Here is a 13,286-nt window from a genome sequence, read left to right as displayed (position 1 = left end):
GTGTGACGACCTTCGGCCCTTAGGCCACGGGGCCGGTCTCGAGCCGCGCCGCGAAGTCAGCCAGCGCGGTGTGGGCGATACGGCGCTCCGCACGACGCTTGACGAAGCCGGGCAGAGGAACCGCCAGCTCCAGGGCGAGTTGGTACAGCACCTCGGTACGACCGGGTTCGGTCATGGGGTTGAACTCGTACCTGCCGTCGAGCTGCTTGACGACATCGCCGTCGACGAGCTTCCACGAGATCTGGTGGGGAGCCCCGCCGTGGTCGTAGGCGAGCGTGTACCTGGCCGTCCGCCCCAGCGCCTCGACGCGGAACGAGGCTTGAGCGATCCGGCCGACCGGATCGCTCTCGATGACGGACGCGGAAGAAATGTCGGTAGCCCACTCGGGGTAGCGCTCGATGTCGGTGATCAGCGCATAGCAGGCTTCGGGGGACGCAGCCACAACTGTGGTCATTGTCATCTCATCGATCATCTGTGCGTCCCTGGTCTCGCGCGCTGTCGGCTCCCATTGTCTCAGGGTCCAACCCCGCCGTGGCTCATTCTCGCAGGATGACGTGGCCGCTGACACTCGCGGCACGAAACTCACCGCAGGGCCGCCTCGAGCTCTGCTGCCAAACATTCATAGGAGAAGCGCTGTTCCGCCTCCGCGCGCGCGGCAGCACCCATTTCCGCTCTGCGAGCGGGAGATGACAGCAGCTCGTCGATGGCGGCAGTCACCTCGTCGATGCTCGCAGGCCGATCAACGACGAGTCCTGTCCGGCCGTGAGCGACCGCCTCGTGGCTGCCACCCGAACGACCGGCAACGGCTGCCACGCCGCACGCGGCCGCCTCGACGAACACGATGCCGAACCCTTCCTGCTCCAGTCCTGCCCACCTGCTGCGGCACGGCGCAGCAAAGACGTCTCCCATCGCCATGAACTGCGGCACGGCATCGGCGCTGATGCGACCCAGGAACGTGACCGGAGCAGCGAGACGGCGCCCGAGCCGTTCCAGCCGCGGTCGATCTCGCCCTGCGCCCGCAATCGCCAACTGGAGTCCGGGATGCTTCGAGCCCAAGCCTGACACCGCTTCGATGACTCCATCGAAGCCCTTGCGCGGCACCAGCCTGCTCAGACCCACCACGAGTGGCCCCGAGCCCAGACCGAAGCTGCGGCGAGCGGTGTGGCGCTCATCGGGCCCGAACGGCACGAACCGGTTCGTATCGACTCCGGGGGGAATCTCGGTAACGGGCAGCTCTCGCGACGCACATCGCTGTGCCTCCGCTGCTGCATATCCGCCGGCTGAAATCACCATCGAGGCCGATCGCAGTACGCGAGCCAGCACGCCAGACAGGCCGGGCAGTCGCGCCGGCACTGTGACCTCGGCACCATGGAGCACCACGCCATAGGGCATGCCGAGACGCGGGCCCAGCGCGCCGAGGGGCAAGGCGGGGTCAAGCAGCACGATCTCGGCGCCGACCTCTTCGGCCAGGGCACGGATCCGCCTCCCCAGGCCCGGATGCGGAAGCAGGACAGGATCGGGGGTACGCACGATCCGCATGGGCTGGGCGGCGTCAAATGGGGCCGCGTTGCGGTGGGGTGTCGTGAGCACCGTCGTGGCGTCCGCCGGAAGGCGGCGCCACAGCTCCCACAGGTAGTTCTGTATCCCTCCGATCTTGGGCGGAAAGTCGTTCGTGACCAGCAGATGAGGTCGCATCAGCCGCCAACGCGCCGTGGCTGCACCACCGACGCAAGCTCCCCAGCCACCAGCCCGTCCGGATCGTGCTCGCCGAGGCCCTCAGCTCGTGCACGGTCGACGAGATCCTCCCGCCCGAGCCGGCGGGCTGCCCACACCGCATGGCCGGCGACGACAGCCGACGGCGACGCCAGGGATCGGCACAACACGTCTTGGGTGGCCGCTGAGTCGGGATCGCCCACGTTTCCGAGTACAACCAGCGCATTGCGTCGCAGGTACTCGGGTCGCCGGCGCGGGATGTACCAGTGACCGAACGTTGCCATGAGGGCATCGTCAGTCATCCGGAGCACTTCGACGACATCGACGTAGCTGCTGCGCGCAGCGCGGGCGTTTCCGAGCGACACCGCCACGCGCCGTGACTCCGATGTACCCGTCGCCGGATCGTTGAACGGGCAGACAACCTGGCAGTCATCGCAGCCGTACAGTCGGTCCCCCAGGGCAACGCGGAACTCGGTCGGGAACGCACCGGGGGCCTGGATCAGCCATGCCAGGCAGCGGTTCGCATCGAGCACCCCAGCGGTGTCCAGCGCACCGGTGGGGCAGGCCACCTGGCAACGACGGCAGGTGCCACAGCCGTCGGGCTCGACTTCACCCGGGATCGGGAGTTCGGCAGTCGTGACCACCGAGCCGAGCACGGTCCACGAGCCGAGCTCACGAGACAGCAGCATCGTGTTGCGGCCCAGCCAACCCAGACCCGCACGGGCTGCGGCAGCTCTATCCACCAAGCGGTTGTCGTCGTAGACCGCAACCGCCTCGAAGCCGCTGGCATGCAGGACCTCGCTCACGCGCTCAAGACCTTCACGCAGCGCGCCGTAGGCATCGGTCGCCACGTAAGCAGCCACCGATCCGCGGACGCCTGCCAAGGGTGCGTCATCTGGTGCGCCGCGCTCGTCGGGTGGCCTGTAGGTGCGTGCGCACACCACCACGCTGCGTGCGCCCGGCAAGATGGCCGCCGGCGTGGTGGAACGCTCGGGCCGTCCGTAGGTGAACCACATGCCTGCATGCAGGCCGGCCGCCTTGCGCTCGGAGATTGCATGCCGCTCCTCGACGAACGGCGAGACATCGGTCACGCCGAGTGCATCGAGGCCGGCGTCGGCGCCAGCCCGTTGAACCCGCGCCAGCAAGGTTCGGTCGGCGGCTGCAGCCATCTCTCAAGTGTGCCGTGAGCTGCACGCCGAACGCCGCCGATCAGGGTCGCGGCCCGGCTCAGACCGGTTCTCTTATGCTGGAAGCGGCGCTCAAGCCGCGGCCGGTGCGATGTACGAAGACCAAATTGACGTCTGGGTCGGCCGCCAGTACGGCCCTTACAAGATCACCGGGTTGCTGGGTCGCGGCACCGTGGCGCACTGCTACCGGGCAACGACGCAGCGAGGAGACGAGGTCGGTCTCAAGGTGTTGACGCCCTTTGCTGAGGCCCGGGCGGAAATCCGATCGCTGTTCGAACAGGAATACGAGCTGATGGCCCGTTTGGACCATCCGCACGTGCTCGCCGTCCACGGTGCCGGTGTGATCGGCGGCGCTCACTTCATGGAAATGGAGATTGTGGACGGCGAGACCTTGGCCGACCGCTGCGGCAGCCGCCACCCCCCGACCCTGACCGCGGGTATCGCCGTGATCCAGCAGATCTGCGCGGCCCTCGATCATGTCCACGAGCACCGGATCATTCATCGCGATGTCAAGCCGTCGAACATCATGCTCGAGACCCGGCCCGACGGCAGCGACCGTGCGGTGCTCTTCGACTTCGGGCTGGCATACGACCTCGACGGGCCTCCGTCGCCGCCGGACCGGGTGTACGGCTCGCCGATGTACCTCTCCCCCGAGCAGGCGTTGGCGAAATCTGTGGATGCTCGCACCGATATCTACGGTCTCGGATCGACGCTGTATGTCCTGGCTGTGGGCTCGGCGCCGTTCTACGGCGAGCGGAACGACCTTCTGCACGCACACGTGCGCACACCGCCGCCCGATCCCGCTGAACGTGGCGTGTCGGCCGCGCTTTGCGAGATCATCCTGACCGCCATGGCGAAATCGCCCGAGGATCGCTTCGCGAGCGGTGCCGACCTCGCCGCTGCGCTGGCAGCAGTTGAAATCCCCCAGCACGAAGGCGAGCGCCGCCGGGGGCTCCTACGCCGGCTGACAAGCCGGGCATAAGAGGCCGCGCGGAGAGGTGACGTCTCGGAAAGTTGCTGTCACGCCTTCTTTGCGCAAATTTGCCGTCTGTGGCGGCATTTCTGCGCAAAGTCCAGGCCGTCGGGGCTGCCGGGCATCGCCGCCTATCCGCTGAGGCACCAAGACACAGCGGGACGCTGTGTTCAGCTCATCCCGTGGCGGTAGCGCTCGACGAGCTCCGCCTCGTCGACGCCGTACACCAACACCGTCTGCGGTGGGCCGCCGTCGAATGCGACGATCGCCATCACCCGACGGTCCCCCGGTCGTAAGCCAACCACAGTGCCCGTTCGTCCGACCAAGCAGGAACGGCGCTCGTCGGCTGTCTCCGCTAGTCGAACGACGTCACCGACGCCGAAAGGGAGCGAGAGGCCGACAACCACGCTAGGTGCCGTCTGCCGCCAGCCGCGTCGTGAGCTCGATCGCCGCTTCGAGCTTCGCGGCTGCACGCCCGTCAGCCACAGCGTCGCGGGCCAACTCGAAGCCTTCCGCGAAACTCTCAGCCAGTCCCGCGACGACCAATCCCGCACCGGCGTTGAGCTCCACGATCTGAGCTCTGGGTCCGGTCTCTTCACCGGCAACGATCGTCCGCAGGATGTCTGCGTTCTGCTGCGGGGTGCCGCCCCACAGAGCGGCTCGATTGACGCGTTCGAGGCCGATCGACGTCGGATCGAACTGGAATTCGTCGGTGATCTCTCCCTCGCGCACTTCGTAAATGCGCGTGAGGTCCGTCAACGTGATCTCATCGAGGCGGTCTGCGCCATGGACAATCAGCGCCAGTTCCGCACCCCGGGCCGCGAGCACCCCGGCGACGCGTGGCGCCATCACCGGGTCGCTGACCCCGAGCACCTGACGTTTCACGCGGGCGGGGTTTGCCAGCGGTCCTAGGAAGTTGAATGTGGTGGGCACACCGAGCTCGGTGCGCACCGGCCCTGCGAAGCGCATTGCCGGATGAAATTTCTTGGCGAATGCGAATCCCAATCCGATCTCCGAGATACACCGTTCGACCGCGGGCCCGTCCAGATCGATCGCAAGACCCAGCGCTTTGAGGGTGTCGAACGAACCCGACGACGATGTGGCTGCCACCGAGCCGTGCTTGCAGATCACCGCGCCGGCGGCCGCCGCAACGAACGCCGCCATGGTGGAGACGCTGAGTGCGTGTTGCTGCCGCCCCGGGGCTCCGCCACTGCCGACGATGTCGATCGCGCCGTCGGGGGCCGTCAGCGGGACTGCCGCATCGTGCATGGCGTCCACGAGACCTGTGAGCTCAGGGACCGAACCGCCCTTCATTCCAAGAGCGATGATGAAGCCGGCCAGCTGGGCATCGGTGGCGTTCTCGCTCAGGATGCTGCCGAGCGCTGCGCGCGCCACTTCCGGGCTCAGGTCTATGCCTGCCACCAGATCTGTGAGGACGGCCTTCCAGCCGCCGAAGTGTGCGAGTGGATGTGCAGGGACCCCGTCAGGATCATCCATGTCCGAGGCGCCAGTCTCTGTGGTGACAGTGTTCACGGTTCGGACACTAGCGATGTGCCCAAAAGCGCCCGGTCGCACCTCTCGCCGCGTGCTGTGCGGGCGCGGCGGTCTGGATCAAGTCGTTCAGTTCGAGCTGGCAGCCGCCTGAGCGTTGCGAGCACGCGCTGCGGCGCGGCGCCTTCGGCGAATGATGCGTACACGCTCCGCGGCCGTCTGCCCGCCCCAGACGCCCTCCTTCTCCCGAACTGCAAGCGCGTATTCGAGGCATTCGCCCGATACCGCGCAGGCCGCGCAGACCGCTTTCGCCTCGAAGGCGCCCTCTTCGTCGCCCGCTCCGTCGCTGTCAGGCGGGTAGAAGATCTCGGCTTCGAGGCCTCGACACGCAGCGTGACGCTGCCATGCGAGCAAGTCGGTGGCGAGGCCACCGTGCTGATCTACGACAACCCGGATGGGGTCCGTGCTCGCGGGTTGTGATCTCACGACCCGTGGGCTGACGCGTGTTGTTGCTGTGACAGTAGGCATCTCACGCGCAATCTTGCCGATGCGTTGCCTCTTGTCAAGGGCTTATTGAGCGTTCAGTAGCCCCCGAAGATCCTGATGAGTGAGGCTTGCACTGAGGGCGCAGACTGTTCTCCAACGCCCTTGGACACACCCTTGGCCCTCGACAACCTGATACCTCACGCCGCAGGCGGAAAGCCACACCATGCGCAGTTTCTTACAAGTCTTCGGTCAAAGCGTCGAGCGTCGAGCGGTCGTGCCTGGCGCGCTCGTTTCGGTTGGTACCGCGCTTGTGGTGGGCGTCGCCCTCGGGAGCCTGGTGCCGGAGCAGACTGCTGCGGCGTACGCCGTCAATGGTCTGCTGTTCGTCGGACTGATCGCCGGGGGCGCTGTCGCTGCGGCCAAAGCTCGCGAAAATCACCTCCTGTCGGCAATCCTGACCTCTGGGCCCGTGATGGTCCTGGCCGTGGTGGTGCAACTGATCCGTCGCTTCGGTTCCGGCGAGGCGGTTGCACCCCTGGGGCTCCCGCTCGTGATGCTGTTGGCGGCGTCGCTGGCGACTTTGGGCGGCGTGCTTGCCGGCATCGTGCGACAGCGTCGACGTTCGTTGCTGGATCCCGAGGACTCACGCCGTTCGCGCAAGCGCTGACCTACCCCTTGGTGCTCGGTTACCCGCTCTCGTTCGCTGCGCTCACGGGCCGCTCGGGTCCTGACTAGCCTTGTTGGCTGCGGTGAGTCGGCCGGGTGGCCGCGGTCCGGCATCGCGTCATTGACCCGAAGCCGGCCCGAGGAAGGTCGGGACTCCACAGGGCAGGGAGCTGGCTCGCAACCAGGCGCCGCGAGGCGACGGAAAGTGCAACAGAGAGCAAACCGCCGATGGACCGGGCTACCCGTCCGGTCACAGGCAAGGGTGAAACGGTGCGGTAAGAGCGCACCATCGCCGGGGGCGACTCCGGCGGATCGGCAAACCCCTCCCGGAGCAAGGCCAAGCAGGGATCGGACGGCCCGTCCAATGATTCCGGGTAGGCCGCTCAGATGGATGGCCACCCCGACGGCGTCAGCCGACGGACAGAATCCCGCCTACAGGCCGGCTCACCGCCCCCCACTGGCCAGCGGAGAGTTACGACGCTCAGCTGCTGGTACGAGGCCCGCCGGGTTCCAAGTGCGACGTGTCGTTGAACGCACTGAGCACTGGCGCACCTGACCGGAAGCCGATCCGAGTGATCTGGGCCTGGGCGACATGCATGCGCCAGCCGATCTCTTCGGCGGTGCCGAGGGCCCACCGAACCGCCGATTTGATCGGTGAGACGTGCGTGAAGACCGCGATGGTCAGCTCTGCTGCCTCGGCGGCCACGACATCGCACGCTGCAGCGACCCGAACATTGAGAGCTGCCAGCGACTCGCCTCCTGGCAAGGTAAATCCGGGATCGGCACGCCATTGCTCCCACATCTCGGCTCGCACCTCCGAGATTGGGATCCCGTCCCACTCGCCGTAATCCAGCTCTGACCAACGCTCGTCAATGGACATCTCGAGCCCCAGCAGCTCACTGGTGGCATCTGCGGTCTGGCGAGCTCGCAGCAGCGGCGAGGACACGATCCTGTCGGGCCGGTGATCGCCACGCGAGAGCGCAGCAGCGATCTGATCGGCTTGCTGAACGCCGACCTCGTCGAGCTCGTTGTCGACGCGCCCCTGCAACAGTCCCGCCGCGTTGGCACTCGTGCGCCCGTGGCGCACGAGGATCAGCATGGGCGCCCGTGGCGTACGAGGATCAGCATGGGCCACCTCCGCCTCGCCGGTACTGCGGTCCGCCACGGTAGGCCAAACGTCCAGCTCGCCAGAAATCGGCCCGAGCCGCCGAGCTGTGCACCATACCGCTGGCGCGCCAAATCCACCAGCAGCCGGCGAGACCTACGAGTTCCATGGTGCCGATCAGCCACACGCTCCTAGCGGCAAGCGGCAACGTCGCGCCTGCCGTGTCGCCTCCCACGGGCCACCAGAACAGTGCGGGCTGGATCCACGCACCTTCGAACACCTGATGCCAGAAGACACCGATCGGCAGCGCCAGCCAGCGGCGACGCGTCCGCCGACGCCCGACGGTCGCCAGCATCACTGCCACAAGTCCACTGGCCGGCAGCGCCAATGAGTGAGTGAAGGGCGCTCCGCCAGTTGCAGCATGCATGACGTCGGGCAGCAGCGCCCCCGCCACGATAAGGCGATGGTCGATGGCAGGATCGCCGAAGCACCAGCGCATTGCCACCAGTGACGTCGCCACGAACCACAGCAACATCAGTCCGTTCCCCTGCGTAGCTGGGCCGGTGGATCCACCGGCTCAGCGCACGAGCAGTGCCCCACATTGGGGACACTCGACTAACTCGTCGGGTTCGAGGTGCACGATTCGCTCGAAGTCGACCGAAGAGACCTCGAGGTGGCACGCGCTGCAGGTGGTGCCGACGAGCCGGCCGACGACAGGAGCGCCCCGGGCAATCGCCCGGCGCTCCTCATAGACCGACACCAGATCGGGATCGGCTGAGCCGACGAGCGCCTCCCGCTCGGCGATTACCTCGTTGTGCTGAGTGCCGGCCTCGCTCTCCGCGGCGGCGATTGCAGCGTCCACTGCTGCCTTGTGTTCCGTCGCCGTTGCGTGGCGTCCCGCCAGATCGGCTCGGGCGCTGCTGAGCGGCTCAAGCTGCTCCATCAATTCGAGGATCTGGTCCTCGATCTCTATCTGGCGTCGCCCGAGTGATTCTGCCTCCGCCGTGAGCGCTTCCGCCTCCTTCGGGGACGTCAGGTGGCTCTCGTACAGTCGCTCGGAATTGTGCGCGCGCTTGGCCTCGATGCGTGCGACTTCATCTTCCTGTTTGCGCTGTTGGCGCTCCAGGTCCCCGATCTGAGCGTCAAGCATCCTTGCCTCAGCTGCCAGCTTGGCAAGCTCGGCCGCGATACCGGTGCGGGTCTCGCGCTCAGGCAGGTGCTTGACGTGATGATCGATCTGTTCCAGCCGAACGTCGAGGTCCGCGAGCTGGCCGAGTGCTGCCAGCCCGCTCGACCGGGCGCCGGGCTCACCGGTCTGAGCACCTGGCTCGGAAGCGTCTGACGTCATCGGTGTCCAGTGGTCGAGTGAACGTGCATCGGGCTCAGGCCTGGTCGTCTTGTGTTCCGTCCCCGCCGGGATCTCCACCAGTTTGATCTGTGCTGCCCTGCGGGATGGATTCGTCAGTATCGCCCACGGGTTCGGTCGCTCGCGCCCTGAGCTCGGTTGCGATCTGGGTGCAGCGGATCCACTCGAACCTCGTCTCGCCATCGGCTGCTGGCACTGCAACCTTGCAGAGCGCATCAGGCAGTGGCTCGAATTCGTTGTCCGCGGTTGGGCGAACCATGCTGCATGGCAGGTCGAATTCGAGCGGAGGCTCCGACGGCGTCACGGCTACGGCGATCGAGCAGGTATCCCCGGACAGGAATAGGTACTGGCTGGCCCGAGACGGGGGCGGCGCGGGCGGGAATCCTCGTAGTTGGGTGTTCTCCAGAGCCCGCTCCATGTAGGAGGACCAGATGCGCGCCGGGATCCAGCCCCCGGTGGCTCGCCGACCCTGGATTTCGCCCATCGGGACCTGCTCGTCGGGATGGCCCATCCACACTGCGGTCGACATGTGCGGCGTGAAGCCCACGAACCAGGCGTCATGAAATGACTGCGTCGTGCCGGTCTTGCCGGCGGCGGCTTGTCCGCTCGCAAGCTGCGCCCGCGTCCCGGTGCCAGATCGCACATTTTCCTCGAGAACCGAAGTCACCCAATCCGCTGTGACCGACGACACCACCCGCCGTCCGTGCGGCGCATGCTCGTAGAGCACTTCCCCGAAGTTGTTCTCGATGCGGGTCACATAGAACGGCTCCATCCGAACTCCGCCGTTGACGAACGTGCCGAAACCCAAGGCCTGTTCGAGGGGGGTGATCTCTTGCGCGCCCAGCGAGATGGACGGATACGGCAGGTAGCTGTCCTCGCCCGACCGGCCGATGAGGCGATTCGCCATCCCGACGACCTCATCCAGACCGGTGACCAGGCCCAGTCGGACGAACGCGCAGTTCGAGCTGGCGGTTGCCTGCTGGGCCAGCGTGGCGACCCGACCTGGGCTGTTGGCGAAGTTGCTCACCTTGTAGTCGTCGAGCGGCGGGTTGGGGAACACGCATGGTCCCTGCCCGCTGATCGTGTCGAACGGATAAAGGCCGGCGCGCTCGATCGCGGCCGAAAGGACGTAGGGCTTGAACGACGATCCGGGTTGGCGCCGGCCTTGGGTGGCGAGGTTGAATTCCGAATCGCTGAAGGCAGGTCCGCCGATGAACGCGAGCACCGCTCCGGTGGACGGATCGACGCTGACGATGGACACCTCGAATTCGCCCGTGCCCTCCGGCAGGACCTCCGCCACGGAGGTGCGCATAGCCCTTTGCAACTCGGGACGCAGCGTCGTCCACACTCTCAGACCGCCGCCGAACACCTGGCTGAAGCGGGCCTGGTAGGTGTCTCCGAGAGCTGGGTTGGCCAGCAGGGCCCGCCGCACTTCGACCAAGAAGTAGTCACGTCGAAGCGTCACGTCGGTGCGACGCGGCGACAGGTTGCGACTTGGCAGCGGCCGCCGTTCGAATGCGTCCCGCTGGGCCTCCGTGATGATCCTTGCATCGACGGCTTGCTGCAGCGACCTGCTGCGCCGTCGGGTCATCGTGGAGATGTTCTGATCGAACCCGTCAAACAGGCCGGGGCTGCGAATGAGACTTGCCAGGAATGCTGCATCGCCCACGTCGAGCGCCGAGACGTCCTTGCCGAAGTAGGTCTCGGCCCCGGCTTGCAGTCCGTACGCCCCGTTTCCGAGGTACACCTCGTTGACGTAGAACTCGAGGATCTGTTCCTTGGAGAAATCTTCCTCGAGCCGGGCCGCAATCACCGCCTCGCGGATCTTGCGGTTGAAGCTGCGCTCGCTGCCCACCACACGGAGCTTGACGATCTGCTGGGTGATCGTGGAGCCACCTGACGCAATCCCGCCAGCGGACACGTTCGACGCCAGTGCGCGTGCAGTCGCCCGCAGATCCACACCGTTGTGGAGCCAGAACTTGCTGTCCTCCACCGCCACGATCGTGGCAAGGACTTCGTCGGGCACCTGGTCCAGCGTGATGATCTCGCGGTCGATGTCATTCAGCAGGATGCCGATCGGATTGCCGTCGGAGTCAAATACCTGGGTCCGCTGAGCCCCGGGCCGCAAGTCGATCGTGATGTGATCGCGGTCGCGTTCGACGGCGTCGAGGGTGCTTGCGACATGGGGCGCGGAGGCGCGGGCGCCGATCGTGACGACGGCTGCGCAGAGCGCGATCATCACGGCGAGTAGGGGCAGCCGGGCGAGCCGGCGGACGATGTCCACGTTGAACTGCAAGGTACCGGGCCGACATCGCGCGCCCGGCGCGCCACAAACCGGCCGCTGGGCATCACACTGGTGCCATGAGTCCGGCTGCATCTGGCGAGTGGTCCCTCGACGGGGCACACCTCGATGCCCGTTGTGTCTGGATCATCGACGGCGGCCCCAGCGCGCCGCGCCGACTCCCGCCCGGTGAGCCCACCTGCGTGATTGCCGTGGATCGTGGCTTGGCCCACACGCTGCGGCTGGGCTTGCGACCCCACGTTGCCGTCGGAGACTTCGATTCGATCGATGCCGGAATGCTGGCGCGCACGCGTGACGAGTGGCCCGACCTCGTAGTCCAGCGACACCATCGGCATAAGGCGCACAGCGATCTGGACTTGGCCCTGAGCTTCGCGTGGGGGCTGGATCCCGCTGAGATCGCACTGGCCAGCGGTGCCGGCGGCAGGCTCGACCACATGATGATCTCGGTGACGATGCTCGCACGGCCTCGCTATGCCGCGCTGCCGCTCGTGGCCTACGTCGGCGCGAGCGTCGTACGCGCTGCAACCACCGGCATGACCATTGCATTGCCGTCGGGCGACGGGAATCTGCTGACGCTGCTCGCCGTGGGCGGAGCCGCCAGCGTGCGTACGACTGGGCTGCGATGGAACTTGACCGGATCGATGCCGCTCCCCAGTGCGGCGTCGCTCGGACTGAGCAACGAACTCACTACACCTTCGGCCCGCCTCGGAGTACAAGCGGGCACCGTTCTTGCGATACAGACACATGGCAAGCCGCTTCCGTGAGCGACTCGCCGGGAGTGAGGCCCGGCGAGTTCGTGTCTTCGCCGCTTTCGCGTGCGCAGCGATCGTCCTTGCCGCTGGCTGCGCGGACACGGACCGGGGATCCGCTGCGGTACGCGTCCTGACATATCGCGACTTCCACCTGCCCGCCGACGCCCTCGAAGCATTCACCGCCGAGACGGGCATCGAGATCGTGGTGTTCCGGGAGGACACGCCCGACGATGTCATCGAGTTGCTGGAACGCAGCCGTACCCATCCCGTGGCCGATGTTGTGGTGGGCATCGACACGCTTGACCTGCAGTACGTCATCGACAGTGGCCTCACCCAGCCCTATGCGCCGCTGGCGCCCGGTCCGCTGGTCGAAGACCTCGCTGTCAACGCCCACGCATTGACGCCGATCAGCTATCTCGATGCCTGCCTGAACTATCTGCCGTCGTTCTACATCGTGCCCGAGCGTCGCATTGACGAATTGCCCGACGCTGAACGCCTGCCGCCACCGGTGCCGCGTGGCCTCGACGCCCTCCACGATCCCGCCCACGCCGGAACTGCGGTGATCCCGGACGCCGCAACGAGCCGGATGGGCGTGTATCTGCTGGTTGCGCTCGAGCGGCTGTATCCCGAACGCGGCGGTGACGAGGTGACACCGTGGCCCCAGATTCTCGACCAGATGCTGCGTTGGGGAGTTGAGCTCGCACCGAGTTGGGAGATCGCGACCTTCGAGCGCTTTGCCGGCGGGGAGCCTCCCCCGCCGCGGCCGATCAGCCAGGATGATCCCGATCCTGTGACGCTGGAGTCGCTGCGGGGTCGCCTGCCGATGACGTGGGGCACCACGGGGCTGCCGTCGGTCTATGCCCAGTACCAACCCGGTTTGCCCGAAGCGCTCGACATTGCGGTGGTGACCGACGACTGCGTTCGCATCGGGTTCTATGCCGGAGTCGTCGCTGGAGCGCAGAACCAGTCCCTCGGAGGGCGCCTGATCGATGCCATGGGGGAACCACTCTTCCAATTCGGCGTGAGCGATCGGTTCGGTTCGCGCCCGGCGCGCAGCGACATCGTAAGCACACCGGAATGGCAGGAATTCGGGGTGAGAGTGCACCCGTATCGGCCCGATCCTGCCTACGTGGGCGCCAACTGGAAGGTATGGCAACTCACCTGGAGTCAGGTCGTTCGGAACTTCCAGACAGGCCCTGCCCCGCTTGAGCCCGAGGTGACGGTGACCTTGCCCGACAACTAGGG

13 protein-coding genes and 1 other RNA gene are annotated in these 13,286 nt (G+C 66.6%); 5 read left to right on the top strand and 9 right to left on the bottom strand.

What is annotated here, in order from left to right; translation table 11 throughout:
- Window positions 1–19 precede the first annotated feature (19 nt).
- From ACOQPH_RS05710 to queG, 3 genes are all read right to left on the bottom strand, one after another.
- Window positions 20–460: an SRPBCC family protein gene (locus tag ACOQPH_RS05710; protein WP_420623761.1), complete on the bottom strand. Its 441-nt coding sequence runs from the start codon at window positions 458–460 to the stop codon at window positions 20–22.
- Between the two features lie 122 nt (window positions 461–582).
- A complete protein-coding gene (locus ACOQPH_RS05705) occupies window positions 583–1,695 on the bottom strand; it encodes a glycosyltransferase family 4 protein (protein WP_420623760.1) in 1,113 nt (370 codons plus the stop codon).
- Entirely contained in the window at window positions 1,695–2,882 is a 1,188-nt protein-coding gene (queG, locus tag ACOQPH_RS05700; protein WP_420623759.1) for a tRNA epoxyqueuosine(34) reductase QueG, read from the bottom strand. The genes ACOQPH_RS05705 and queG overlap by 1 nt, the downstream gene beginning before the upstream one ends.
- A 109-nt stretch (window positions 2,883–2,991) precedes the next feature.
- On the opposite strand from queG, the gene ACOQPH_RS05695 reads away from it, so the two are divergent.
- Entirely contained in the window at window positions 2,992–3,882 is an 891-nt protein-coding gene (locus tag ACOQPH_RS05695) for a serine/threonine-protein kinase (protein WP_420623758.1), read from the top strand.
- Between the two features lie 399 nt (window positions 3,883–4,281).
- Here the strand turns inward: ACOQPH_RS05695 and trpD are convergent, their stop codons facing one another.
- Window positions 4,282–5,406: an anthranilate phosphoribosyltransferase gene (gene trpD, locus ACOQPH_RS05690; RefSeq protein WP_420623757.1), complete on the bottom strand. Its 1,125-nt coding sequence runs from the start codon at window positions 5,404–5,406 to the stop codon at window positions 4,282–4,284.
- Window positions 5,407–5,493: 87 nt separating this feature from the next.
- Window positions 5,494–5,850, bottom strand: coding sequence for a WhiB family transcriptional regulator (locus ACOQPH_RS05685; protein WP_420623756.1), 357 nt, complete (start codon window positions 5,848–5,850; stop codon window positions 5,494–5,496).
- Between the two features lie 313 nt (window positions 5,851–6,163).
- Here ACOQPH_RS05685 and ACOQPH_RS05680 point away from each other — a divergent pair, with 313 nt between their 5' ends.
- Together ACOQPH_RS05680 and rnpB are read left to right on the top strand one after the other, a co-directional pair.
- The gene (locus tag ACOQPH_RS05680; protein WP_420623755.1) at window positions 6,164–6,517 is read left to right on the top strand and encodes a hypothetical protein; all 354 of its coding nucleotides are present in this window, start codon (window positions 6,164–6,166) and stop codon (window positions 6,515–6,517) included.
- An 83-nt stretch (window positions 6,518–6,600) separates the two neighbouring features.
- Window positions 6,601–6,967, top strand: an RNA gene (gene rnpB, locus ACOQPH_RS05675) — RNase P RNA component class A.
- 30 nt (window positions 6,968–6,997) lie between these two features.
- Here the strand turns inward: rnpB and ACOQPH_RS05670 are convergent.
- Genes ACOQPH_RS05670 through ACOQPH_RS05655 form a run of 4 tightly spaced genes read right to left on the bottom strand, consistent with a single transcriptional unit; the run spans window position 6,998 to window position 11,271 of the window.
- Complete coding sequence (locus ACOQPH_RS05670; RefSeq protein WP_420623754.1) at window positions 6,998–7,681, bottom strand: histidine phosphatase family protein; 684 nt, start codon at window positions 7,679–7,681, stop codon at window positions 6,998–7,000.
- Window positions 7,638–8,156 carry a hypothetical protein gene (locus ACOQPH_RS05665; RefSeq protein WP_420623753.1) on the bottom strand — a complete coding sequence of 173 codons (519 nt, stop codon included), beginning with the start codon at window positions 8,154–8,156 and terminating at the stop codon, window positions 7,638–7,640. The genes ACOQPH_RS05670 and ACOQPH_RS05665 overlap by 44 nt, the downstream gene beginning before the upstream one ends.
- Before the next feature lie 42 nt (window positions 8,157–8,198).
- The gene (locus tag ACOQPH_RS05660) at window positions 8,199–8,969 is read right to left on the bottom strand and encodes a zinc ribbon domain-containing protein (RefSeq protein WP_420623752.1); all 771 of its coding nucleotides are present in this window, start codon (window positions 8,967–8,969) and stop codon (window positions 8,199–8,201) included.
- Between the two features lie 34 nt (window positions 8,970–9,003).
- The gene (locus ACOQPH_RS05655) at window positions 9,004–11,271 is read right to left on the bottom strand and encodes a transglycosylase domain-containing protein (protein ID WP_420623751.1); all 2,268 of its coding nucleotides are present in this window, start codon (window positions 11,269–11,271) and stop codon (window positions 9,004–9,006) included.
- A gap of 77 nt (window positions 11,272–11,348) precedes the next feature.
- On the opposite strand from ACOQPH_RS05655, the gene ACOQPH_RS05650 reads away from it, so the two are divergent.
- Window positions 11,349–12,053, top strand: coding sequence for a thiamine diphosphokinase (locus tag ACOQPH_RS05650; protein WP_420623750.1), 705 nt, complete (start codon window positions 11,349–11,351; stop codon window positions 12,051–12,053).
- Complete coding sequence (locus ACOQPH_RS05645; RefSeq protein ID WP_420623749.1) at window positions 12,034–13,284, top strand: hypothetical protein; 1,251 nt, start codon at window positions 12,034–12,036, stop codon at window positions 13,282–13,284. Before ACOQPH_RS05650 ends, ACOQPH_RS05645 begins: the two co-directional genes overlap by 20 nt.
- The last annotated feature ends 2 nt before the right edge of the window (window positions 13,285–13,286 follow it).

Origin of the sequence: Candidatus Poriferisodalis sp. (genome assembly GCF_965221945.1) — a bacterium.
Lineage (GTDB): Bacteria > Actinomycetota > Acidimicrobiia > Acidimicrobiales > Poriferisodalaceae > Poriferisodalis.
This window is presented reverse-complemented; position numbering and strand designations above follow the sequence as displayed.